Consider the following 25574-nt stretch of genomic DNA (forward strand, 5'->3'; position numbering starts at 1 on the left):
AGCTTGGTAGCTGGTTTGGGACCAGGGGGTCGCATGTTCAAATCGTGTCGTCCCGACCATTATATGATTTACAGTATGTCTGAACTTGCTCAGTAATTGGAGCGCAAGAGCGGGCTTTTTTATTTGCCGAAAATTGATAAGAGCGACAGCTATAACTCATAAAAGAAGCTTGCATCTCCACATGAAGAGTGGCTCTGCAAGCTTCTTTTTAATAGGAATAGAACTTGTTTAAAGCAGTGCGCTAGTTAACCGCAGCAATCGGTTGTCTGATGACTTTGACTTCGTAGAATGTAATCGTATTGGAAATAATGTAGTCCGGTGTTCCACCACGACGAGAATGAGCTTCACGGAAAGCGTCGCTGCGAGTCCAAGCATTGAAATCCTCTTTCGTATTCCAACGTGTAACAATGGATACTTCCTCATAGTCTTTTGTTTTCTCTGTCAGCAAAACCTCAAGGCCGAGGAAACCCTCTGCTTTCTCAACATCACCAACGCGATCGAAACGTTCGATCAACTTATGGGCATTGCCTTTTGTAATATGCGAGGCATTAGTCACAATAATCATTTTAGTGTCCTCCTGATTTTTTCTTGGATTCGGGATAATAAGGGGATAACCTTCATCAAATTTGATACGGGCATCCATGTTATACACATCTTTTAAAAACTCTGAAGTTAAAACGGTTTGGGGTTCCCCTGTCATGGCAATTAATCCGCGTTTCATAGCAATCATATGGTCACAGTATGCAGCTGCTTGTTGGAGGTCATGTAAAACCATAACAATTGTAATCTGATGATCCCGATTAATCTGCTGCAGCATCTCCATCACATCGAATTGATGTGCGATATCGAGATAAGTAGTAGGCTCGTCGAGCAGAAGAATATTCGTTTTTTGCGCCAACGCCATTGCGATTCGCGCTTTTTGCTGCTCACCTCCAGATAAAGTGTAAAACATTTGGTGCTGGTAACGCTTAGTTCCGGTAATTGTTAGTGCCCAATCTATGATGTCATTGTCTTCGTGTGTCATTTTGTTTTTAAACATAGGCTTGTGAGGCGAACGCCCAAAGGAAACGAGTTCACGTACCGTTAGGTCGGGAATCATTTCTTTGGATTGCGTAAGCATCGCAATATCTTTGGCAAAATCTTTGGATTTGTAGCTTTTCAATGACTTCTGATTAATAAATACTTCGCCTTTGTCTGGCGTAAGCAGCTTGGTAATAACCTTCAGCATCGTGGATTTGCCCGATCCATTAGGACCAACAATGGCCGTGATTTTTCCGGAAGGGATAATCATATTGGCATCTTCCATTTCGAAAGCGCCGACGGATAAGCCTACATTTTCGATATTAATAGCAGCATTCATCGTATTGCCCCCTTTTTGCGTAATAAATAAAGAAAGAATGGTGCTCCCAGACAGGCGAGAAGAATGCCTACAGGAAGCTCAATCGGATCAAACCAGGTACGTGCGAATGTATCTGCTAAAACGACTAAAGATGCTCCGCCCACTATAGAAAGCGGAAGGAGAAAGCGGTAGTCGTCTCCGATAATTAAACGAACGGCATGTGGGACGACGAGTCCAACAAAACCAATTAGTCCAGCGACGCTTACGGCGGCTCCGGCTAATAGTGCAGCTAAAATAATGAGCAGGAAGCGCTGGATTTGAACTTTTTGACCAAGCAGTTGGGCGGAGTCATCGCCCAGCAGCAGCACATTGGCCGGCTTAATGGCCAGGAAGCAGAGCAGCAAACCGACAATGGCATAAGGCGCCATGAAGGAGAGGTGGCTCCAGCTTCTTCCGTTCAGCCCACCTGCAAGCCATGGTAGGACCGATTGTACACGGTCGCTATAGACGACCATAAGTCCATTTGTTACAGCACCGAGCAATGCATTAATAGCGACACCTGCGAGCACGATTTTAATAGGTGATGTCCCTTTGTCCCATGCGCTCAAATAGATCAGCAGACAAGTAATGCTTGCGCCTAAAAAGGCTGCTATTGGCAGCATATAGCCAAGCTGCGGAAGAACAACCATTGTGATGACAGCTGCAAGACCGCCGCCAGCAGAAACCCCGATAATACCGGGATCAGCAAGGGGATTGCGCATTACTCCTTGTAATAGAGCGCCTGATGCAGCTAGACAAGCACCTACCAGCAGACCGATAATAACGCGTGGCATTCTTAAATTCATAATAATGGTTTCGTAACGGGGATCGGCATCGGAAGTGAGAACCTGGCCAATCTCTTTTAAAGTAATGGGAACAGAGCCGTAAACGAGACCGAAATAAGTTACGAGTAGCAAAATAATAGGCGCAATTACGATCGACCATTTGCGCCGGCGGCTTCGTTGTGTTTTATTCATCGCTGCGTCTTCGCTCCATCCAGCATTTCTATCATTAGAGTGAGCGCGTCGGTTATACGTGTGCCAGGGTTGCTGCCGAACAGATCGGCAGGCAGCACTTCTATGGCATTATTTTTTACAGCATCAAGTCCATTCCAAGCGGCATTACTTCGCATTTCCTTCAGAAAAGCGTCCTTGACCTGTTCCGGTTTGCCATGTGTCATGATCATGACGATTTGCGGATTGGACTGAACAATTCTTTCGGAATTGAGCTGCGCATATTGCGGATAGCTTTGAAGCGCTTCATAGTCGGAAGCAATATTTTCTCCTCCTGCCATCTCCAAAATGTTGCCGCTGAGCGAGTTAGGCAAGGCAGCCATAAATGTACCAGGAGCACCATATACTAATAGAGCTCGTGTTTTGTTTGTGCTGGCACTAGCAGCAATTTGACTGAGCTTGTCGTCGATTTCAGCAATAAGCTCTTTCGCACGCGTTTGCTTTTGCAGCAGCTCGCCGAATAATGTAATTTGTTTTTTTATATCGTCTATGGAATTGGCAGAGGAGAGCACCATCTTGGCTCCAATGCTTTCAATAGTGGGGATATCCTTCGTATTCATAGGATTGTTGCCAAGAACGACATCCGCTTTCAAAAAGGCGATTTTCTCCAGATCAACCTCGTGAGTAGATCCGATTTGTTCCACTGCCTCTGCTTCTTCGTTGCTTAATGGAACGGAGGAGGTAGGTCGGCCGACGAGTGTCCCCCCGAGGGCATAAATAATATCGGCTTCTCCATTGCTTAACGCTACAATATGCGATGGGACAGCAGCAAATGTTAGTTGCCTTCCTGCAAAATCGGTTATGGCCACTGCATTCTGTTTTTCATCATTGCTTGTAACCCCTTGTGCAGCGTTTGAATCAACAGTTTGCGAGCATCCTGCTGCGGCTAAGAGAAGCAGAGCCAGCATCACAGGGTATAAAATTTTCATATAATCCTCCCAATCCGATCTGATAATGATTATTATTATTAAAATAATGATATTGTAAATGATAATCAATGTCAATAAGAAATAAACAATATATAGAAAAAAATAATACATAGACAAATGTAAAATAAATATCTAAATTTATTATGTTACAAGCTTTATAATCAAAATAATCGAATGATGATAGATATAAAATGTATAATAAAAAATGTTTGTTTAAACTTTGAAATCAATTAAAGAAAAATAAACAAAAAAATATGTAAAAAACGATTGACAAAATTAATACAATTACGTTAATATCAAATTGTCGAGCAGCTGATAAACAGTTTGCTAGACATCCTGAGAACTGCGAAGAGGCTTAGAAGCAGGCTGAGGAGAAGGGAAGGAAAGGTATTTTTTTGACACTCAATTGATAATGATAATCATTAACTAGATTGTTGTCTACCTTTTCTGAACTATTTTTTCGAAACGACAGGAGAGGAGGAGAAAGACTTCATTCGTAAACTCCCAATATCAACCTTCTTAATTATTTGTTTTTTGGTTCTTCTCGCAGCGCCGGCTGCCTATGCAGAAAACATGGCAGACGGTACATATACGATCGATTATGTCATCAAGAAAGCTGAAGATGGATCAGCATCTATGGCAAATGATTATTGGGAAAAGCCTGCCAAGGTTATCGTTGAAAACGGAAAAATAACGGTGCAGCTGCAAATTAATCATAGTGCTTGGGTAACAGAGTTCAAAGTTCCTGGCGGTGGGGGGTTCGTGAATACGAAGGTTGTCAGCAGCAGCAAAGCTAATGATACCCGGGTTGTACAGTTCAGTGTAGACGACTTGTCTAAAACGATGCTGTCTAAAATTCATGTTACGGTTCCCGATATTGATTATGATCACGACTACACTATACGATTCGATTTTGATACGAATAGCCTGAAGCTAGTAAGCAAGGCAGAAACTCCTGCGACAACGGAGACCACTCCCAAACCTGCAGAGTCTGCAGCAACAAAGCCGATTGCCACACCAACTCCTAAGGTGACTGCTTCCCCGAAAGCTACCAAGGTGCCTGCTAAGGATGAAAATTCTGGGGCAGCAGCAGCTACACCGAAAGCTTCGGCTCAAGCCACGCCAACTGCTGTTGAAGAAAAAGGTGCAGCTGGCAGCGTAGCGGAAAGCGCTACCCCATCATCGACAGAGCCTAAGGAGACAGCAGCAAGCGCATCTCCTGAAGCTGTAGAGACGCCGGAAGCATCAGCTGATGCAGCAACTTCTGCAGATGAGGCAACCGCTTCACCAGAGGAAGCTGACAAGGCGGTTTTGGAAGAAGGAACAGACGAATCTGTTGACGCTGCCAGTGCAACCGAGAACGAAGTGACGGCTGAGGATGCAGGCAAGGCTAATGTTGCTGAAGCAGTTTCTGTAGAAGCCGCAGCAGAGGTAGAACCGCTTCAAGAGCGTTCCAATAATTGGACAACGCCATTGACGGTTGTTGGTATCGTTATTTTAGCAGGAGCTGCTATGTATTTTTATCGTAAGAACAAAACCAAAAACTAAAAACTAGGGAGTGTTTTGATTATGATGAAATCGTTCAAAAAAATGATGCCTTTGATGCTGTTGGTTATGGCTGTTGCACTTATTGTTCAAGTAGGTTCCGCTTTTGCCGCAACTTCTAAAAACTACAATGTTTTGAAACCAGATGGAACGATTTCCACTTGGGCGAATTCCTATGCGGTTAAGCCTGCTTCCGTAGCTAGCGATGGCGAAACGGTAACTCTTGCATTCAATGATACAACTTACATTCAAAGCCTGACGATTGTTGATGGCTCGGGTTCCCATACTTACTACGGCACAATCGTTGGCAGCACACGGGTATTCACATTCACAGTTGATGATTTCAGCGTTAACACACAAGCTAAACTCCATGTTATCGTTCCAGGCATTTACGATACTGTACACGATATTCAATTTAAATGGCTGTAAGCCCTATAGCTAATCCGAACGTTATCCTTCTATAACCATTTATCTTGAATTCGAAAAGGAGACTTAATATGCTGAAATCTTTATCTTTGAAAAAATCTTCGACTATGTTTCTACTAGTGGCTATGCTGCTTATGGCATTTGCTGTAGCACCAGCATTTGCTAACCCGACACTTGCTGATGGCGAGTATACGATTAATTTCACGGTGCTTAAAGATGGCACAAGCAGCGCTTCTACGATGGATGGCTATGCAGTTAAACCTGCTAAGCTGATCGTAGAAAATGGACAATTCTATGTAGAAACGACTTGGAACAATGCTTCGTGGATTCCTGATATCCAAGTAGACCAAGACGGAGACGGCGTATACACAGACGCTGATCTAATTGGAACTTCAGGCAATACGAAAACGGTAGGCTTCGAAGTTGCAGATTTGTCTGCGAAATTGGAAACGAAAACGCATGTTGTTATTCCATTCCTTTTCTATGACAGCTGGTACAAAGTTCAAATTCAATTTGATGAGAGCAGCATTGCCCCTTATTAATCCTAGAGAAAACGCTATAAACCAGATGAGCGGTCTGCCTAAGAAGCAGGCCGCTTTGAATGGCGAAGAGCTGGAGAGGGAAAACAAGCATTCGCTTCCGATTTGAAAGCGATAATTAGAAGGAGAGTAAATAAATTGAAGAAGCCATTTAAACAGGCGATTGCCATGCTGCTTTCAGCAGTATTGTTATTTTCATTGGTCTACATAGGCCCTAAAACAGCAGAGGCAGCAGCTGAAGTGACTGTACCGGATGGTACCTATGATGTAGGTTTTAAGTATCTTTATGATGGTAAAGAATCAACATCGGTGATGAATGATTATGCAAAAGCAGGAACAGGCAAGCTGATCGTAGAAAACGGAAAATTTTACTTTGAAAATCAATGGAATAATTATACATGGTTTATGCATTTCTCTGCTCGCAATGCAGGCAGCCCAAAAGCTGAAATCAATAACAACGTGCCTTCGAATATGGAAGGCTATACTTCCGTAACGACAAGAGTTGTTGATAATAATCCGGATTCGGTTGTCGCTCGTATGGAATTGTCCAGTATTTTGGATAAGCAGGATGTGCTTATTCATATTATTGCGACGGGCTTGCCATTTGTGTATGACAACTGGTATAACGTACAGCTGAAAATCGATACAACAAATGTACCGATTGTTCCAGTAGGTGGCGGGAATGAGAATCCCTCCCCCGTTGTTGATATTACGCAGTTCAATGAATTGATAGCGGTAGCACAATCGGTATATGAGAGCACTTATGAAGGAACGGGCGATGGATACTATATTCCTGGATCCAAGCTTTCTTTGTATAATGCTATTCATGTCGCAAAACAGACAGCTGACAGCAGCCCAAGCAGCGAGCAGGTAACGGCAGGATACTCGTTACTGGACACCGCTCTTAGAAACTATGAAGCGTTTAAAATTGTTGTTTCTAAAACAGCATTAGTTCAAGCGGTTGAGGAGGCTTCGGCCTTTGTTGCAACAATCAAAGAATTTGGAGCGATAAGCGGAAGTGCAGACGTACGCTCAGCTGGAGAATATCCAAGTGATTTGAAGACGGCTGTTTCCACTTCGATTACAACAGCAAATACAACGATTAGCAATGTACACGCAACACAGACAGAGGTTAATGCAGCAGCAGCAGATTTGACTTCGAAGATCGATGATCTGAAGGCAAATGAATTGACGCAAAGCACGGTAAATATGTCTGTGCTAACTGATGTGACCTCTTCTGCTCAGCAATCCGAGTGGGTAGATTATTTCGGGAAAACAGCAACTGTTCTGAAATCCGGAAACAAATTGTATGCCAATATTACAATCAATAAAAGCTCTGAAATCGATTTGAGTTCCCTTCTTTACCTCCGCCCAGCTGTGGATGGATCGGCTACTTTTACTGGAAGTACACATAACAGAACGCTGGGTCAAGTTAGCCGCGACGTTGAAAAAGATACGTATGTAGGCCAACTGGAGTTCAATCGCAGCAATACAGCGACGACAAGCGGTATCGTTTCTTTCAAATTCACTCCGGTTGCGACAGGAGTAAGCCAGATTGTTTATTTAAGCTTTAATAAGGATGAGCTTAATGCATTGAACGTTGCAATCGGAAAGGCCAAAGGCTTGCATAAAGTCATCTCTGACAGCCCGTTGAGCGGACAAAATACCGATAAGCTGGCAAGCTTGCAAGCAGCTATTGATTTGGCAAGTCCAGTAGCGGCTAATAAAGCAGCCATTAAAAAAGACATCGCAGCAGCAGTAGCAGCTCTTCAAACGGCGCTAGATTTGTTTAAAGAAGGAACATTTGGCATACTGCCTTTCCAAGTGATGCATGCTGCACAAAACAGCTTGTCCACGATGAAGGACTATTTTGTTAGCCCTGCTGAAAAGGTGACAATTGACGGCTCAACCTATGTTATTTTCACAGTGAAGAGCAGCAGTTTGGTTACCGCATTCAAAGTGAAGGAAGACGGCGTACTTGTGGATACGGAAATTGTCAGCAATGATGCAGCCTCCGACACACGGGTCGTCAAATTTAAAGTCAATGATTTAACGGCTTTACTGGATGCACAGGTACACATTTTTATTCCTTATGTGATTGATCCGCGCACAGGCAATCCTTATAATGCAGATCATAATATTCGTCTGAATTTTGATGCTGGAGATGCTTCGGTATTGAATGTGGATGCGGCGGCAGCACAAGCCATTCATGATGCTGCAGTTGCAGGAACGGCTGTAGGCGAATATCCGGCAGCGGCAAAAGAGAAGCTGCAAACAGCTATTAACACGGCTAAAACGTTTGCTTCTGTTGCAGTAGTTTCTAAAACGCAGGTAACAGCAGCGAAAGCTTCCTTGGAGCAAGCAGTCACAGCGTTTAAAGCTGCAAAAGTGTTGAGCGATGGCACTTATAAGCTAGTTGTGAAGACACTTGACGGAGATTTGTCCGGCCATTTGGATGAAGCGGGAAGCTTGGTCGTGTCGGGAGCAAATCACCTTGTAACCTTTACGCCAAAAGTAGGCGTTACGGTGAAAAAGCTAGTAAACAATGCGACGAATGAAGAAATTTTGCCTTCTACAGTGACAACTGGATCTAATGCAGGGGCTGCACTGGTTAATACGCTTGTCATGGCAGCAGCTGCCACAGGAACACCTGTTAAATTCTCTGTTCCTAATCTATCTGATACGTACACGCTAATTCTAGGTGTAAACGGATTGGCAGCTGATCTTGAATACGCGGTACAGTTTGCGGACATTGCAGTATCGACAGACGGTGGAACAACACCGGGAACAACGCCAGGAACCGATTTGCCTCCTGTTGTTACTCCAGGCCAACTGGCGGACGGCAACTACTTCCTGCAGTTTGAAATTAAAAAATACGGAACAGATAATAAGTCCGTCATGCAGGATTACGTTATCTCCCCAGGACTGCTGAAAGTTTCGGGCGGCACAAAAACATTCTATATGACGCTTAAGCAGGACAAGGAAATTACGGGTCTCAAATTCAACAATAACAGTGTTAGTGTTGAAAGTAGAGATACGGTAAATAACACGCGGGTTGTCTATTTTAATGTTCCTGATCTCAGCAAACGTATCGATGGCTGGGTTAAAATTGATTGGGCTGCAATGAACTATTTCCACGAATATGATATTCAAATTGAGTTCTATCCTAACACGCTGGTAGCAACAGCCGGCTCTGTAGCACCTGGTGTAGGCGATGTGGAAGTCATTGAAGAGAAAGATCCGAATGCAGGCAAAGATGATTTGAACGAGCCGGTTGTAACGGACTTCAAGGATATTCAAGGCCATTGGGCACAAGCGTCCATTGAAAAAGCGCTTGAGCTTGGTATCGTCAAAGGTTATTCCGATGGCAAATTCCGTCCGAATGGCGTCGTTACTCGCGCTGAATTTGCGGTTCTAATCAGCCGGGCTTTGAAGCTCACGGATGGCTCAACAAGTGCGACATTCAATGACAGCAAGCTAATCCCGGCTTGGGCGAAGCCGCATATTGATCGAGCTGCGAAAGCGGGCTTAATCTCTGGCTATGCGAACGGAACGTTCCTTCCGAATAGAGAAATTACCCGTTCGGAGCTGGCGTCCATTATCGTAAGAGCAGCTAAGCTCGACATTGATGAGACGAACGAGCTGAACTTTGCAGACGCTGCCTCGATTCCGGACTGGGCGAAAAATGATATTGCCGCTGCTGTAAAAGCCGGCTATGTTCAAGGCAAAGGCGACAATAAGTTTGAGCCGCTTGCTAATGCAACAAGAGCAGAGGCATTGACGCTAATCATGAAGCTTCTGGAAATGAAATAAGCCGGATGCATGAACGCACAGGGAGATAAAAACCTTCCTTGCACGCAATGCTGCGGTTCATACACAAGTGAAGCAAAGCTGACAAGGATGCCGGGAGACCGGTATCCTTGTCATGTTCTTATGAAAGGAGTTAGATAAACGCATGAATAAAGCTCTTGGCAAAATACTGGGGCTGATTGGATTGTTGGCGCTGCTGTTAATGGCCGCCTGTTCGGCTGGAGGAGCTGAGCCTGCGAAGGAGCAGCAGGGAGCAAGTCAGGCTGCACAGGCTGAGCAAGCGGAACAGGCGAAAAATACCGTAGAGCCGCCTTCCTCTCCTGTGGCAGAGCAGCGCGTCGTATCAACAACCGTCGCGATTACGCAAATGCTGGATGCGCTTGAAGTCGAGCTTGTAGGCGTGCCGACCAGCTCAAAGACGCTGCCTGCCCGCTATAACAAAGTGACAAGGGTTGGCAATCCAATGAGCCCAGATATGGAGCTCGTCAAATCGCTCAAGCCGACAGAAATTTTGTCGGTGACGACGCTGGAGTATGACCTGAAGCCGGTTTTTGAAGCGGCGGGGATGCAGGCTGATTTTCTAAACCTTACGAGTGTGGAAAGTATGAATAATGCTCTTAAAAAGCTGGGCGAGACGTACAATAAGCAAGCACAAGCGCAAGCTATCATCGATAAGTTCGAACAGAAGGTTGCAGAGATTCATACAGCTACCGCTGAAAAGAAAAAGCCAAGTGTATTGATTTTGCTAGGGGTGCCCGGCAGCTATCTTGTTGCGACTGAGCATTCGTACATCGGTGATCTGGTCCGGCTTGCAGGTGGCGTCAACATTGTACAGGGTGAAGAGGTAGAATATTTAGCCTCCAATACGGAATATTTGCAGCAGTCGAATCCGGATGTGATTTTGCGTGCCGCTCATGGCATGCCGGAGGAAGTTGTGAAAATGTTCGATAAGGAATTCCAGAAAAACGACATTTGGAAGCATTTCAGCGCCGTGCAAAATGGTCGTGTATACGATTTGGAGGAAGCGTTATTTGGTACAACGGGCAATTTGTATGCTGTAGACGCAATCGATACGTTAATGGGGATGCTGTACCCCTAGGCGCAGATGACCGGGCGGTTTCGCTTGGGAACTTTTTATAAAGGACGTTGGTCATGATTAAGAAGGTTGGCAGTTTTATTGTCGTTATCGCTCTGCTGGTAGCCGCTATCATTTATTCTGCTATGACCGGGAGCATTAAGGTAGGCATTTTGGATTTGGTACAGGGCTTATTTTCAGGAACGAATGATCAAGTAGAGGTTATAAAAGATTTGCGATTTCCGCGTATCATTGTCTCCCTGCTTACAGGGGCGGCGCTCGCCGTTTCCGGCGTATTGCTCCAGGCCGTGATGAAAAATCCACTCGCAGATGCAGGCGTGATTGGGATATCATCCGGCGCAGGGCTAGTATCGCTGACCGTTGTGACGATTTTTCCAGGGCTGTTTTTCTGGATGCCGCTGTTTTCCTTTTTCGGCGGTGCGCTGGCCTGCTATCTCGTTTATGCGCTGTCCTGGAAGTCGGGGCTTAGCCCGCTGCGGCTCATTCTCGTAGGTATTGCTATTAATGCGACGTTTACAGGACTGGGGCAGTCGTTTAATTATCGCGGCAGCTATGCGGTTACGAGCGTCAATCAGGCGATTTCATCGATTTTCACAATGAAAACATGGACGGATGTGCAAATTATCGGGCTGTATGGCGTCGTTGGCCTGCTGCTGTCCTTGCTGCTGAGCTCATGGTGCAACATGCTAAGCTTGCAGGACAAAACGGCGAAAAACCTCGGGCTGCGGGTGACGCGGGCACGGCTGCTGATCTCAGTCGTAGCAGTGCTGCTCGCATCCGTAGCCACGGCAATTGGCGGCTTAATTGCTTTCGTCGGCCTGCTCGTTCCGCATATTGCGCGCACATTGGTTGGCTCCGATCATAAGGTGCTTATTCCGTTTTCTGCGCTGGGCGGCGCCTTGCTGATTTTAGCAGCGGATACGCTCGGACGGACGGTGCTGGCGCCGACGGAAATTCCGGCTTCGATCATTATGACGATTATTGGCGGGCCATTCCTCATCTTTATGCTTAGAAGGAGTGAGCGCGTTTATGGAAATTAAACAGGTGACATTCTCCTATGACAAAAAGACTGACCAGCTTAAAAACATCAGCGATAAAATTGAAATGGGGAAAATAACGACGATTATCGGCCCGAATGGCTGCGGCAAGTCGACGCTGCTCGGTATTTTATCGCAGAACTATGCGCCTGCTCACGGTGAAGTGCTGCTCGATGGCAAGTCGCTGGCCCAAATCAAGCCAAAGGAGCTTGCTAAACAGCTCGCAGTCGTGCATCAGCAAAATGAGGCACCTTACGATTTGACGGTGGAGCGGCTGGTCAGCTATGGCCGGCTGCCGCATCGCAGCTTCCTCGGACAGGCGAATGAGGATGACGAGCGGGCGATTGAAGAGGCTCTGGCCTCGACCAACCTGCAGCAGAAGCGCAGTATGCGGCTCAATCAGCTGTCTGGCGGCGAGAAGCAGCGGGTATGGATCGCTATGGCACTGGCGCAAAAAACGCCGATATTGTTTCTAGATGAGCCGACGACCTTCCTCGATATGTATTACCAGATTGAAATATTGGAGCTGGTCAAGGCATTGAATCGGGAGCATGGCATGACCATCGTCATGGTATTGCATGACATTAACCAAGCGATCCGCTACAGTGACCGGATTGTCGTGATGAAAGCAGGAGAAATTGTAGCGAGCGGTACGCCGGAGGCTGTTATTACGAAGGAAATCGTTAAGGAAACGTATCAGGTTAATGTATTGCTTAAGCAAGAAAGCGATACGGGGCTTTATGTCGTACCGATCGGCATTTGAGTTCGTAATAGAAAAGAAAGTCGACGATTCGTGCAGAGGGATGTGCGAGAGTCGGCTTTTATTTTTTTTCGCTGGCTGTAGTGGTAGAATAAGAGGAACAAATCAAGATGAGATAGTGAGGAAAAAGCTTATGATACGTTTTGGCATAATTGGCACCAATAAAATTACAGATTCCTTTATTGAAGCGGCACTTGGGCTGGAGGACTTTTCCCTAGCAGCCGTGTATTCCCGAACGTCAGAGCGGGCGGCTGAATTTGCGAGCAAATATAATGTTCCGCATACGTTTACGGATTTGGAGGAGATGGCAAAGAGCGATCTGGTGGACGCTGTATATATCGCAAGTCCCACCTCGCACCATGCTCAGCATGCGATCACCTGCATGAAGCATGGCAAGCATGTGCTTTGCGAGAAGCCCATTGCTTCAAATGCCCGAGAAATGCGGGAAATGATCGCAGCGGCCAAAGAAAATAATGTGCTGCTGATGGAGGCGATGAAATCGACGTTCGTGCCGAATTTTGCGGTTATTCGCGAGCATCTGCCTAAGCTAGGAGCAATTCGGGGTTATTTTGCATCCTACTGTCAATATTCTTCGCGCTATGATGCGTACAAGGAAGGCAATGTCATGAATGCGTTCAAGCCGGAGTTTTCGAATGGCTCGCTGATGGACATTGGCATATATAGCGTTTACCCGCTGGTCTCATTGTTCGGCAAGCCGAATAAGGTAAAAGCAAGTGCCGTTATGCTGGAATCCGGTGTGGACGGGAAGGGCAGCCTGCTGCTGCAATATGATGGAATGGATGCGGCAGTACTGCACTCCAAAATTTCCAATTCCCAGCTTCCAGCGGAAATCCAAGGCGAAGCGGGCAATATGATCATTGAAAATATTAGCTATCCGAATCAGGTGCGCATCGAATACCGCAATGGCGAAGTGGAGGAGCTGACGGTGCCGCAGGCAGATAATGTGATGGTGTATGAGGCTGAGGAGTTTATTCGGCTTATTCAAAGCGGCCAGCATGAATCAGACATTAATTCGCTTGCGAACTCGCTTACTGTACTTGAGGTGCTGGATGAGGCGCGCAGCCAGATCGGGCTTGTTTTCCCTGCAGATCGGCTATAATATGGATGCAAGGAAGTAAATGAAATGCAGAAACACCTATTTTATAGAGATAAAGGAGACTTGGAATGAGCGATACATTAGCTGTTCAATTGGAGAAATATGCCGAGATAATTGTGAAAATAGGTGTGAATGTTCAGCAGGGGCAGGCGGTATTCGTAACGGGAGCGATTGAGGTGGCGCCACTAGTGCGTCTCGTCGCAGAGAAGGCTTATGCAGCTGGAGCAAGCAATGTACATATTGATTGGACGGATGACCAGTTATCCAGATTGAAATATGAAAAAGCTGGCGCTGAAATTTTTGACCATTTCCCGCAATGGGAAACGGCGAAGCGCCAGGAGTTTGTTGAAAAAGGCGCCGTATTTATTTCGATCGTTTCCTCCAGCCCGGATCTGCTGAAGGGAATTGACCCGCAGCGTATTTCCAGCTACCAAAAGGCGGCAGGAGCAGGGTTGAAGGAGTTCCGTAGAGCGATTCAAGCGGACAAAGTGAGCTGGACGGTCGTTGCGGCAGCCGCCAAGGACTGGGCGAAGAAGGTGTTCCCGCAGGCTGAGGGCGAGCAAGCTGTCGAGCTGCTATGGGAAGCGATTTTTAAAGCAGTACGCCTGCATGCAGAAGATCCTGTTGCGGCTTGGCAGGAGCATAACGCTGCGCTGGGAAGCAAAGGCGAGGCGCTTAACAACTATCATTTTAAAAAGCTGCATTACACCGCTCCGGGCACAGATTTGACAATTGAGCTGCACGACAAGCATCTTTGGGTTGCTGCCGGCAGTGAAAACGAGCAAAACGTTCCGTTTATGGCGAATATGCCGACGGAAGAAGTATTCACCGTGCCGCTGAAAACCGGCGTGAATGGTTATGTTTCCAGCACGAAGCCGCTAAGCTACGGCGGCAACATCATTGACCGCTTTAAGCTGACTTTCGAGAACGGTCGTATTGTGAAGGCCGAGGCGGAGGAAGGTGAAGCGATTTTGCAAAAGCTGATTGATACGGATGAGGGAGCGCGTTATTTGGGCGAGGTTGCTCTGGTGCCGCATCATTCCCCGATTTCGGAGTCCAACATTTTGTTCTATAATACGCTGTTTGATGAAAATGCTTCGAATCACTTGGCGATCGGCAGCGGCTATGCGTTCAATATTGAAGGCGGCAAAAAGATGTCGCCAGAGGAGCTGGAAGCAAACGGTGTTAATGCGAGCCTGACGCATAATGATTTCATGATTGGCTCTGCCGACATGGATATTGATGGCATTCAAGCCGACGGCACAGTCGTTCCGGTATTCCGTAAAGGCAACTGGGCGTTTTAAGGCGTGAAAAATAAACAGGCTCGGAGCTGCACGTTGCAGCTTCGGGCCTGTTTTTCGTTTTGCTACCTGATCCGCGCATGATAGCGGTTAGGTTACCCTGGCTGAGCCTAGTATAGCTTGCCTTGGCGGTACAGAACCGTTGACAGCTTCATCACCGAATGATTATAGCAATTTTGCCGCAGCGTGAAAGTGGCGCTAAAGAAGGAAGGCAAAATGGAGCCGAGTGTGCTTTGCATTTTCTCAAACAGCATGCGATGAACCTGCTCCTCGGTCAAATATTGCGTTTCACGGCCTTGCAGCCACTCAAAATAAGAGACGATAACGCCGCCGGCATTGGCAAGAATGTCGGGAATAATAATAACGCCATTGTCGGAAAGCTTCTGGTCGGCTTCGCCGGTTATCGGCGCATTTGCTCCTTCGACGATGATCTTGGCTTTCACTTTATCTACGTTATCCTCGCGCACCTGTTCCTCCAACGCGGCCAGCACGAGCACATCAACATCCAGATACAGCACTTCTTCACGCTCGAAAATGTCGGCTTTGAGCTCCAGCTCAGCGAGCTCTTCCTTCGTCTTAGGCAAATCGCCTTGATGGCGATTGGCATAGTCAATCAGTGCCGGAATCGATAAGCCGTCGGCATTGTAAAGCGTGACATTGCGGTCGCTGACCGCTACGACTTTGTTGTTGAGATAGGTGCATTTATGCGCTTCCAGCGCGACGATGGAGCCGACATTACCGAAGCCTTGAACGGCGATGGAAAGCGGTTTTTCCGCCTGGGCGAGTACATTGGCAGCAAAAGGATTAGAGCTGTTGGTCAAATAGCCGCGATGCACTTTAATAAAATCATGCAGCATGTAGCGGAACGTGAAATAGACGCCCTTGCCTGTCGCTTCTCGGCGTCCTAATGAGCCGCCGTTAATGACGCTTTTGCCGGTGAAGCTGCCGAGATACGGTTTGCCAGGATGAATATTTTTATACTCGGCCATCATCCAGTCCATTTCGCGTTCACCGGTTCCCATATCGGGGGCGGGAATATCTTTTTCCGGGCCGAGAATATCGGTAAAATATTGGACATATTTTTTGCATATAATGTATAGCTCTTTCGCTGAATAATGGCGCGGATTAATACCGACGCCGCCTTTGCCGCCCCCGAACGGAACGTCGTGAAGCGCATTTTTGAGTGTCATTAAGGCTGCCAGGTTGGTAACCTCTTCTTCATTTACGGACTCGTGGAAACGAATGCCGCCTTTGTATGGGCCAAGTGTATCGTTATGCTGGATACGGTAAGCCGGTATGCGAACGACGTCGCCATCATCCATCGTAATGCGTAAAAAAGCTTTATTCACCTTGTTTGGCGTAGATAAAATAGCAGCTAAAGACAGGAAAGCCTGATCGCGATGTTTTCCCTGTAAATCAGATAAAAAGGAAGAGTCTCCCAATAATGCATTTAAGGATTGCTGAACGATTGTGCCAGTTTGGTTTGCCATGTTTATTCGACCTCCAGTATGGGTAACGAAGATTGTGGTACATGGAGCCGGGTAAGGCACCTACATCATTTTAACATAGCAAGGAGAGTAATCCAAAATGGAATATAGGTATTTCGTAATGAATATTATGTTTTTTAGTTCTTGAAGCCTATGTTACAAATGGAAAATAATCCAAAAGTATGTTGAAATATGTCGCTTTCCTCGTTAACATGTACAGAGCAAGAGAATTTTTATTAGATAAATAGAGGGAGAAGTGAAAGGTCATGGAACAACAGTATCAAAATCAGAATGGATATCAACAGCACAACCATCTGGCAGAGCCGGTAAGCTTTAAAGAGTGGATGATTACAATGCTGCTCTATGCTATTCCACTCGTAAACATTATTATGTTGTTCGTTTGGGCATTCGGTGGAAATACAAAAATCAGCAAGGCTAATTTTGCCAAGGCTGCATTGGTTTGGACAGCAATCGGTATCGTTTTGTCCATTCTGTGGATAGCAGTGTTTGGTGCTCTGGCATTTAACAGTGTGAATGAACTGAGCGAGATGAGCAGATCCTAAGCTTTCCAAGCAGGTAAAGAAGAGGCGCTTTAGCCTGCTGCAATGCGGCGAGGGGCGTCTTTTATTTTGCCCAAACGGGCGGGGTCTGCGATTAATCGGGCTTAGCGGCAGGATAGAGCCATAAGCAGATTAATGCTATAATAAACGACAATGAAAGGCTAACCATGGAAATAGAGGTGTTAAGGATGGCGAAAAAAAATCGACAGGCAGCTTCGCACGCGAGCAAGCCGAAAGCGGCCGCGGCGGATAGCCAGCAGGCGACCTTGAAGGATTTGCTGAGTGCTGATGTCCTAAGCAAGCTCAAGGAGCAGTCGAATGCACTGAAGGCAGCGGAGGAGCAGAAGAAGCAGGATGCCGCTCAGAAGGCGGATGAAGCGCGAAAGCAGGAGCAGAAGCGGCTGGAAAACGATATGGAGTATTTGCTGAACAACAGCAAGCCGGGCGACTGGAAAAAATACAAATAAAGACGTATAGCGTTATTGCCTGTTATGCGCAATAAATACAAAAGGAATCATCGCTTCTGCCTGCGTGATTCCTTTTGTGTTTCGTATGCAGTTTATTTACTCGCTCTTGCAGAGTAGGAGTTTTTCGTTCACTAGGCTTCACTCCATTCCAGCTTCCCCGCAGCTGTTCGGGATTCATTAAGCCTCTTTGTGCCAGCTTCTGTCTTGCTTTCTTCGCCTTGCTCATTGCCATAATCGTTTTCCTCCTGTTTGCCTGCGTATGTGGTGCCGGGTGCTTCAAAGCACCTGCTTCTATTATATGCTGAAAAACATGCTTAGGAAAGTATCGACTTCCTGCAATTGACAGACTTTGCAGGCTGCGTTACAGTCAATAGGCGAGCAAGAAAAGTAAGCGTCATCATAATGGACTGGCTAGACGTCAAAAATCAGGTGAAAATGTTCAATTAACCGCTATATTAGGCTGCTTTGCGCCTGTACATCGGTTTGTTTCGTTATACTGAATAGAGGCGCAATTACATAACCTTGTTGTTGCGAAAAAAGAAAGGGTGAAGGAAATGTCCGTAGGCGTATTGGCACATTTATTTGGGAGCTTGTCTTACCGGGAGCTGGCTGAGAAGGTGGGCGCTGCCGGATTCAGCCATATCCAGCTGGCGATGTGGAAGGCTATTAATGATGTTGATTTTAATAAACCGGGCAAGCTGACGCCGGGGCTCGCGATGTCGATAGCGGAGGAGCTTCGCAAAAATGGCGTGTCGATCTCCGTGCTTGGCTGCTATTTGCATTTCTTTGAGCGCGATGAGCAGAAGCTTCGCGAAAATATAGAGCGGTTTAAGGAGCTGATCCGCTACGCACGCTTATTGGGCGCGCCTATGGTTGCTTTTGAGACGGGAACCCATCCGGACGGCATTTATACCGAGCAGGACTGGAAGACGCTTAAATCGACGGTTCAGGAGCTTATAGAGGAAGCGGAAAAATGGGGCGTATTCATTGGCATCGAGGCAGCCAGCAGCCATTTGATTGGCACGGCGGCGGAGCTGCACGCTTTTCTGCAAGAGATCCCGTCCTCGCATGTTGGCGTCGTGATCGATCCGGGCAATTTGCTGACAACGAAAAACTTCGCCCGTCAGGATGAAGTGATTGAAGAAGCATTCGCACTGCTTGGAGACCGGATTATTGGCGCTCACGCGAAGGACCGTAAACCCGATGCGAATGGAGAGCTGCAGACGGTTCCGGCCGGCTATGGCGAAATGAATTACAGCCTGTATATGCGCTTGCTTAATAAGTACAAGCCGGGCGTTCATATTATTATGGAAACGGCGAGCGAGGAGCAAATGGCGTTTTCCAAAAGCTATATTGAGCGTATTCGTTCGGAATACGTATAGTTTTCAGGCATTATTTTTATTCTCAATGGTGAATAGGTCGTTGTAATAAAAAAGGTTGAATTGGACTGAAGCCCAATTCAACCTTTTTTCGTGCGTTTATGGATTCCCTAAATCTTTAAAGCTTAACATCCTTAACGAACTGCAGCAGCTCTTCGGACATTTTAGCCAGCGCTTGGGACGAGGAGGTGATTTCCTCCATCGTCGCCAGCTGCTGCTCGGTTGCGGCCGATACGCTTATTGCGCCGGAGGACGTTTCTTCTGCAACCTCGGCTACTCCTTGCAGGGACGCCGCCAGCTTATTCGTATCCTCGGACATTTGCTGCGAGGCTTCGGAAACCGAGTGGATTTGCAAGGTCACGGAATTAACAGCTTGCTTGATGTTGTTAAAGGACTCACCAGCCGCAGATACCGCAGCAATGCCCGCTTGTACGACTTCCTTGCCGTCATGAACGGATTGGACGGTACGTTCTGTATCCGACTGAATCGAACGGACCAGCACGGCAATTTGCTGGCTGGACTCAGTCGATTGCTCAGCCAGCTTGCGAACCTCTGCGGAGACGACAGCGAAGCCGCGTCCTGCTTCTCCCGCGCGTGCAGCTTCAATCGCGGCGTTAAGCGCCAGCAGATTCGTCTGCTGGGCAATACCAGCGATTACCTCGACGATTTTGCCGATTTCATCGGAGCGTGAGCCTAAGATGCTAACGTCCTCCGCAATATTTTGCACCGTGGACTGAATATGGCTCATTTGCTCGACTGCGGATTGCACCGCGACAGTTCCGTCTACGGCAGTCTGAGCGGCTGCCCGCGATTTCTCCGAAACCTGAAGGGCGCTTGCCGCAATGCCGCTAGCCTCCACTGACATATTGTTCACAAAAGCTACGCTTTCCTGAACGACTTTAATTTGCTCCTCGGAGCCGCCAGCTACCTGCTCAATAATTTCAACGACCTGCTCGGTTGCTTTAGTCGTCTGTTCAGCTCCGGCAGTTAACTGCTCGGACGAAGCCGCAACTTGCAGTGCATTTTGTGACACTTGCTCAATCAGATTGCGTAAATTTTGCGACATCGAATTAAAGGATGCAGCTAAAACGCCAAGTTCATCACGATTTTTCACCTTAACGGCTTCACTTGTCAAATCCCCATTCGCAATACGTTCTGCTACGGCAGTAATTCGAACAATTGGCACCGTAATCATCCGGCTAATGAAATAAGCAATAGCGAGGCCTACAACTATCGAGAGCAGTGAAATAATGAGAACCATCAGCTTTGTGCTAGCCACTTTGGATGATGTCTCCTCCGAGCTTAGGCGAAGCACCTCTTCTTGCTCCAGAACGAAACGATCCGCAGTTTCCATAAACTTACTGATAATCGGTTCGTTTTTGTCGGCGAGGCGCATATAATCCTCTACTTTATTTTGTTTCTTGAATTCAATCATTTCCTCGGCGTTGCTCGTATAGCTTTGCTGAAGCAGATCGAGTCCTTGCAGCAGCAGCCAGTCATTTGAATCGGTTGTCATGCCCTGCAGCTGCTGGCTGACTTCATTATAACGGCGAACCGAATCACGGTAGGCATCGATTTCCGCTTCGTCATTCATCAGCAGAAAGCCTGTAATGCTCAAGTTTTCATTTTTAATCGAGAGGCTTAAATCTTTGACCAGACTGACACTGTGGGAGCGTTCCTGCAGCAGCTTCTGATAGGTGCTGTTAATCGAGCCAATCTCCACATAGTTAAGAGAGGCGATAACAATGAGCAGCAGCAGAATCGAGAAAAAGCCGCCGTAAAGCTTTTTACTAATCGTTAGTTTCATCGGTTATTGTCCTTTCCGCCTAAGAAGCAGCATCTGCGAAAATTTCGTTCGCGCCGTCCCGGAATTGTTTTGCAGCTTCATCCGGCGTAATTTGCCCAAGCAGCGTCTGATTTCTGATTTTGGTGAACAACGTGTTGATGCTGCTGGATGTTAGGGGAACAGGTGGATCAAGCGGGCTTGAATTTTTCTCAACCTCACCCATGTAGATGTATTGCTCTTTATCGGTTTCCTTCATCGTGCTGAGCAGATGCTCGCGCACCTTAGCCGTGGCGGGAACACCGCGCTCGCCAAGCAAAATATCATTTGCTTCAAAATTGTTGAAGAAAAAGTCAACGAACAAGGCGGCTTCATCCTGCAGCTTCGTATAGGCAGAAATCGAGAAATACATCGAAGGCTTGACGTAGTTACCTTCAGAACCGCCTTTAAAGGCCGGAAGCGGCAGCAGCTTTAATGCTTTGCCTGACAAGCTCGTAAATGAAACGACGTTGTTGCTCGTCAGCCTATGGAAAGCAGCAAGCTGATTGACGATAAGCGAATCCTTGTCAGAGGGCCGGTCTTTAAGAATGTCCGCGCTTGCCATCAGACCGTCATCGATAAGCATTTTCTCCATCGTGAAGAAGTCTGATAAATATTCATCCTTATCATAGCCGAGCGAGTTTCCGTCCTTGGAATAGTAGCTTGCACCCCGTTGTCTGAGGTAATAAGCGAAGTCGAGCGAATCAGTACCGATTGGGACAAAGCCCGGCTCATTTATTTTTTCCTTAAGGTCGCGGGCTGTCTGAATGAAATCCTCATACGTATAGCCTGTTGCAGGAACGGGAACGCCAGCCTTTTCGAATATTTCCGGATTGTACATCATGGTTAGTGCATTTATGCCGGTAACGACGCCGTAAAGCTTCTCGTCTATCGTGCCTGTCGTGCGCGAGCTCGAGTCCAGATCGGAAAGATCGAGCTTGCCCGAAGCAGCCAAATCATCCAGCGGCAAAATCAGCTTGCGCTTGGCAAACTCATCAATATATTTATAGTCCATTTGGATGACATCAGGGAAGTCTTGATCAGCTGCTTTCATTGCAAGCAGCGTCCAATAGTCACCGTTTGTCGCATCAACCGGTTCAATTTTGATATTTGGATATTGCTTCTCAAATAAATCAATAACTTTAAGCGTTCTTTCACGTCTCCCGTCATTGCCCCACCAATAAACTTTAAGCGTTTTTTGCCCGTTTTCTGTTGTTGCAGACTCTGTGGTAGCGGCTTCATTTGTGCAGCCAGTAGCGATTAAAGCAACAATGATGACAGTAAGGATGATGAATCGGATTTTAAGAGCTGTCTTCACTTATTTCCCCCTTGCGGCTTTTTTGCCATTTATATATTGTTCAATACTTACTATATCGGATTTACAGTTTTTTTAATTAGAGCTGACATATCTAACTTTATTGAACTGATGGCGAATACTATTCTGCGGCACTGCTTGCATAGGTATTAAAAGGAACCCGGGTATCGAAGCGGGGGACGGCAACGAAGTGGAGCGCCTGCCAGCGGGCGGAATTTATTTAAATATAAGCATGTATAAGTTACACCCTTATAATGGGCTTATATTTCACCCTCGAAACGGTAGCTTTGCCGCCAGAGGACGGCTTTCGGCCGTTTACGCTTGAAATATAGGAAAGGATATGATTTCTCCATCCCTTCTCTATATTTCTCGGACTGAAACGCGCCGCGCTGCCAAAGGACGGCGACAGCCGTTTCACCTTATCACACGGGGAGGAATTTGCGATCGTGTCCATAGTGGGAAGCAATCAGCAGCTGATTATACCAGAGGGATTATCGTTCCAAAATGTGACCGAAAGCCGCTTAACCTTTCAGGATGTGAGTGAGCGGATTTGCAGCTTTATTGCTGGTGATGTGCATGCATCGTATCATTTTGTAGTAGGGACGGACAGCCAAGTATTTCGAGGGTATACGAAGTTTGTTACGGGGGTTGTCATTCGCAGAATTGGAAAAGGGGCCTGGGCCTGCTATCGCCAAACAGTTGTTCCCAAGGAAATGATGAAGCTCAGAGAGAAGCTGACGCTGGAGACGGTGTTGTCGCAGGAGGTTGCTTATTATTTTAAGGATGGCGTGCTGCAGCGAATGGAGGATTTGCTGCTGCCCTACGTGTATCAAGGGGCTTCACTCGCGCATTTCATTGATATCGATGCCGGAACGGTGCCTTCTATTAATGAAACCTCGCTGTATGTGCAGGAAATGGTAGAGCGGGTGCAGGGAATGGGAACCTATGCTGCCCGAGTCAAGCCGGATTCTTATGTGGCTTCCTCCTACGCCAACCGTTTTACGAAAAAGGCGGTTCCCCGCTACAAGCGCAGGAGCCTGCTCTGAAGCAGCTAGACTTCAGGGGGATTTCTTGCTTATACAGTGGCACTTAGCTGCCCAGCATGGTATATTTCTGTTAGATCATAGGAATAGAAAGCAGGGATTATCGTGCGTATTGGGGCAATTGAGGCAGGCGGTACTAAATTTGTATGTGGTGTAGGCAATGAGCATGGCGTCATTGAGGATCGGGTAAGCTTCCCGACAGAAAAACCGGAAATAACGATGGCGAATGTAGTCGGCTATTTCAAGGACAAGCAGGTTGAGGCGATTGGCGTTGGCACATTCGGCCCAATTAATATTGATAAATCCAGCCCGCAATATGGGTTTGTTACAACGACACCTAAACCGGGTTGGGGAAATTTTGATTTTCTTGGCGCGCTGAAGGCGCATTTTGACGTGCCTTATGGCTGGGATACGGATGTTAACGCAGCGGCTTATGGGGAAGCGGTATGGGGTGCTGCTAAGGGTCTGGACAGCTGCGTTTATTATACAATTGGTACTGGCGTAGGTGTAGGCGTCTATTCGGAGGGCAAGCTGGTCCATGGACTTGTGCACCCGGAGGGCGGACATATTTTGACTCGCCGTCATCCTGAGGATACGTATGATGGCTTTTGTCCTTATCATGGCGACTGTCTGGAGGGCGTGGCGGCAGGTCCTGCTATTGAGAAGCGCTGGGGCGTGAAGGCAGTAGAGCTTCCTCCGGAGCATAAGGCATGGGAGATGGAAGCTTTTTATATCGCACAGGCTGTAGCGGGCAGCATTTTGCTGCTGTCACCTCGCAAAATCATTTTGGGCGGCGGCGTCATGCATCAATTGCAGCTGTTCCCGCTTATTTACGCAGAAGTGAAACGCGCCTTGAATGGTTATGTGCAGGCAGCGGAGATTTTGCACAACATTGAAGATTATATCGTATCGCCAGGCCTTGGCGACAATGCCGGACTATGCGGCTCGCTCGCGCTTGGGCTTGATGCTTTGACAAATAGCCGGAAGTAACCAGTCCTTTATAAGGAGACGACGATGCAGAAACCATATGAATTACCTCGTGCAACACCGGAAAGTCAGGGGATAAGCTCGGCAGCTATTCGTTCTTTTTTGGCAGGCATTGCGGATAATAAGTTGGAGCTGCATGGCTTGATGCTTGTCCGGCATGGGCATGTCGTTGCCGAAGGCTGGTGGACGCCCTATCAGGCAGATAGGCAGCATACTGCTTACTCGCTCACTAAAAGCCTGAGTTCAATGGCAATTGGCTTCGCAGTGGAAGAAGGGCTGCTTTCCGTGGAGGATGCGGTGCTGGACTATTTTCCCGAGGAAGCGACCGAAGAGGCTAAAGCCAATATGGGCAGGCTTAAAATTCGCCATTTGCTTACGATGTCCACCGGACATACGAAGGACACGGCACGCTTCGAAATGTTCCATTCCTTGTTGTCTGATCGCGTTATTCCCAAAGTAGGCGACCGGGCCGACCGCAATTGGATAAAAGGATTTTTGGAGCAGCCGATTGATCGCGAGCCGGGCTCGTTTTTCCTCTACAACAGCGGGGCAAGCCATATGCTGTCAGCTCTTGTACAGCGGGTAAGCGGCCTTGATCTGCCGGACTATTTAATGCCGCGGCTGTTCGAGCCGCTTGGTATTGATCGTCCAGTATGGGATGCGGCGCCTAACGGAGAAGCTACCGGGGGCTGGGGAGCCAGGCTGAAAACCGGGGACTGGGCGCGTTTTGGCCAAATGCTGCTGGATAAAGGCATGTTTAACGGCAAGCGGATTATTTCCGCTGAATGGATCGAGCAAGCGACTGCCAAGCAGGTGGAGAACATCAATCACGGCGATGTCGTGACGGGCTCCGGCACGGATTGGCAGCAAGGCTACGGCTATCAGTTCTGGCAATGCAGACATGGCGCTTATAGAGGCGATGGGGCTTTTGGCCAGTTTTGCGTCGTCATGCCAGAGCAGGATGCCGTTATTGCCATCAACAGCGGCGTGCAGGATATGCAGCTAGTGATGGACATGATGTGGGAGCATTTGCTTCCAGCCATGCTTCCAAATGCGCTGCAAGAAGATGAAGCTGAGCTTGCGGGCTTACGGGAGAAGCTGGACAGTCTTGACGTTGTGGAGCGCGCTGCGCAGCCGCGCCCTCTATTTGCCGAGGGCACGATTCGTTATAAGCTAGAGCCAAACGAGGATGGGGTCACGGAGCTTAGCCTAATATTTGGCGGAGAAGTGACAACTTTAATGTGGAGTGATGCGGCAGGGATACATCGTCTGGACTCTGGGCATCAGGAATGGTATTATGGCAATGAGCTAGCCTATGAAGCCGCAGCAGCCCGCGCGACTTGGCTGAGCAGCGACCTGCTGGTTTTCGATATTTGCCGCGTCTTTACGCCTTATCATGACGAGGTTATTTGCACATTCAGCGGCAGCCGTATTACAATTGCCTACAAGCATTTTGATTTTGTAACCCGGCATCGCGAGCTTGCTGGCGAGCGGCTTTCAAACTAGCATTTGACGAATATTCTATTAAACTTGAAGCTGCGGAGAAAGGAGGCCTTTGGTCAT

General features: G+C 47.3%; 22 protein-coding genes. 15 read left to right on the forward strand and 7 right to left on the reverse strand.

Annotation, left to right across the window (positions count from 1 at the left end):
* Positions 1-241: 241 nt before the first annotated feature.
* Genes isdG through WH37_RS02590 form a run of 3 tightly spaced genes read right to left on the reverse strand, consistent with a single transcriptional unit; the run spans position 242 to position 3320 of the window.
* Complete coding sequence (gene isdG, locus WH37_RS36970) at positions 242-1360, reverse strand: heme oxygenase (protein WP_046229014.1); 1119 nt, start codon at positions 1358-1360, stop codon at positions 242-244.
* Entirely contained in the window at positions 1357-2355 is a 999-nt protein-coding gene (locus WH37_RS02585; RefSeq protein WP_046229015.1) for a FecCD family ABC transporter permease, read from the reverse strand. The genes isdG and WH37_RS02585 overlap by 4 nt, the downstream gene beginning before the upstream one ends.
* Complete coding sequence (locus WH37_RS02590) at positions 2352-3320, reverse strand: ABC transporter substrate-binding protein (protein ID WP_046229016.1); 969 nt, start codon at positions 3318-3320, stop codon at positions 2352-2354. The genes WH37_RS02585 and WH37_RS02590 overlap by 4 nt, the downstream gene beginning before the upstream one ends.
* Positions 3321-3827: 507 nt before the next feature.
* Here WH37_RS02590 and isdC point away from each other — a divergent pair.
* The 9 genes from isdC (at position 3828) to WH37_RS02635 (ending at position 14954) form a co-directional block, all read left to right on the forward strand.
* On the forward strand, positions 3828-4868 hold the full coding sequence (gene isdC / locus WH37_RS33275; RefSeq protein ID WP_269431265.1) for a heme uptake protein IsdC: 1041 nt from the start codon (positions 3828-3830) through the stop codon (positions 4866-4868).
* 21 nt (positions 4869-4889) lie between these two features.
* Complete coding sequence (locus WH37_RS02600; RefSeq protein WP_046229017.1) at positions 4890-5294, forward strand: NEAT domain-containing protein; 405 nt, start codon at positions 4890-4892, stop codon at positions 5292-5294.
* A gap of 68 nt (positions 5295-5362) precedes the next feature.
* The gene (locus WH37_RS02605; RefSeq protein WP_046229018.1) at positions 5363-5833 is read left to right on the forward strand and encodes an NEAT domain-containing protein; all 471 of its coding nucleotides are present in this window, start codon (positions 5363-5365) and stop codon (positions 5831-5833) included.
* A 135-nt stretch (positions 5834-5968) separates the two neighbouring features.
* Positions 5969-9643: an NEAT domain-containing protein gene (locus WH37_RS33280; protein WP_052736761.1), complete on the forward strand. Its 3675-nt coding sequence runs from the start codon at positions 5969-5971 to the stop codon at positions 9641-9643.
* A 142-nt stretch (positions 9644-9785) separates the two neighbouring features.
* Positions 9786-10739 (forward strand): heme ABC transporter substrate-binding protein IsdE, encoded by a 954-nt coding sequence (gene isdE / locus WH37_RS02615; protein WP_046229019.1) that lies wholly within the window; start codon positions 9786-9788, stop codon positions 10737-10739.
* Between the two features lie 53 nt (positions 10740-10792).
* Complete coding sequence (locus WH37_RS02620; RefSeq protein ID WP_046229020.1) at positions 10793-11776, forward strand: FecCD family ABC transporter permease; 984 nt, start codon at positions 10793-10795, stop codon at positions 11774-11776.
* Positions 11766-12536, forward strand: coding sequence for an ABC transporter ATP-binding protein (locus WH37_RS02625; protein WP_046229021.1), 771 nt, complete (start codon positions 11766-11768; stop codon positions 12534-12536). Before WH37_RS02620 ends, WH37_RS02625 begins: the two co-directional genes overlap by 11 nt.
* A 130-nt stretch (positions 12537-12666) precedes the next feature.
* Positions 12667-13653: a Gfo/Idh/MocA family protein gene (locus WH37_RS02630; protein ID WP_046229022.1), complete on the forward strand. Its 987-nt coding sequence runs from the start codon at positions 12667-12669 to the stop codon at positions 13651-13653.
* 65 nt (positions 13654-13718) lie between these two features.
* Positions 13719-14954, forward strand: coding sequence for an aminopeptidase (locus WH37_RS02635; protein WP_046229023.1), 1236 nt, complete (start codon positions 13719-13721; stop codon positions 14952-14954).
* 107 nt (positions 14955-15061) lie between these two features.
* Here WH37_RS02635 and WH37_RS02640 read toward each other — a convergent pair whose 3' ends face one another.
* On the reverse strand, positions 15062-16441 hold the full coding sequence (locus WH37_RS02640; protein WP_046229024.1) for a Glu/Leu/Phe/Val family dehydrogenase: 1380 nt from the start codon (positions 16439-16441) through the stop codon (positions 15062-15064).
* Between the two features lie 263 nt (positions 16442-16704).
* On the opposite strand from WH37_RS02640, the gene WH37_RS02645 reads away from it, so the two are divergent.
* Positions 16705-17001: a hypothetical protein gene (locus tag WH37_RS02645; protein ID WP_046229025.1), complete on the forward strand. Its 297-nt coding sequence runs from the start codon at positions 16705-16707 to the stop codon at positions 16999-17001.
* A 185-nt stretch (positions 17002-17186) separates the two neighbouring features.
* Positions 17187-17465, forward strand: a complete 279-nt coding sequence (locus WH37_RS02650) for a YqkE family protein (RefSeq protein WP_046229026.1) — start codon at positions 17187-17189, stop codon at positions 17463-17465.
* 22 nt (positions 17466-17487) lie between these two features.
* On the opposite strand, the gene WH37_RS02655 is transcribed toward WH37_RS02650, so the two are convergent.
* Positions 17488-17697, reverse strand: a complete 210-nt coding sequence (locus tag WH37_RS02655) for a hypothetical protein (protein ID WP_046229027.1) — start codon at positions 17695-17697, stop codon at positions 17488-17490.
* Positions 17698-18019: 322 nt separating this feature from the next.
* Between WH37_RS02655 and WH37_RS02660 the strand changes: the two genes are divergently transcribed.
* A complete protein-coding gene (locus WH37_RS02660) occupies positions 18020-18847 on the forward strand; it encodes a sugar phosphate isomerase/epimerase family protein (RefSeq protein ID WP_046229028.1) in 828 nt (275 codons plus the stop codon).
* A 115-nt stretch (positions 18848-18962) separates the two neighbouring features.
* Here the strand turns inward: WH37_RS02660 and WH37_RS02665 are convergent, their stop codons facing one another.
* Entirely contained in the window at positions 18963-20651 is a 1689-nt protein-coding gene (locus tag WH37_RS02665; RefSeq protein WP_046229029.1) for a methyl-accepting chemotaxis protein, read from the reverse strand.
* Between the two features lie 19 nt (positions 20652-20670).
* The gene (locus WH37_RS02670; RefSeq protein ID WP_046229030.1) at positions 20671-21984 is read right to left on the reverse strand and encodes an ABC transporter substrate-binding protein; all 1314 of its coding nucleotides are present in this window, start codon (positions 21982-21984) and stop codon (positions 20671-20673) included.
* Between the two features lie 443 nt (positions 21985-22427).
* Between WH37_RS02670 and WH37_RS02675 the strand changes: the two genes are divergently transcribed.
* The 3 genes from WH37_RS02675 to WH37_RS02685 all read left to right on the forward strand — a co-directional run bounded on the left by WH37_RS02675 (position 22428) and on the right by WH37_RS02685 (position 25517).
* The gene (locus tag WH37_RS02675) at positions 22428-23027 is read left to right on the forward strand and encodes a ribonuclease H-like YkuK family protein (protein ID WP_231594094.1); all 600 of its coding nucleotides are present in this window, start codon (positions 22428-22430) and stop codon (positions 23025-23027) included.
* Between the two features lie 102 nt (positions 23028-23129).
* On the forward strand, positions 23130-24014 hold the full coding sequence (locus WH37_RS02680) for an ROK family protein (protein ID WP_046229031.1): 885 nt from the start codon (positions 23130-23132) through the stop codon (positions 24012-24014).
* A gap of 24 nt (positions 24015-24038) precedes the next feature.
* Positions 24039-25517, forward strand: coding sequence for a serine hydrolase domain-containing protein (locus tag WH37_RS02685; RefSeq protein ID WP_046229032.1), 1479 nt, complete (start codon positions 24039-24041; stop codon positions 25515-25517).
* The last annotated feature ends 57 nt before the right edge of the window (positions 25518-25574 follow it).

The organism is Paenibacillus algorifonticola (genome assembly GCF_000971975.1).
Classification (GTDB): Bacteria; Bacillota; Bacilli; order Paenibacillales; family Paenibacillaceae; genus Pristimantibacillus; species Pristimantibacillus algorifonticola.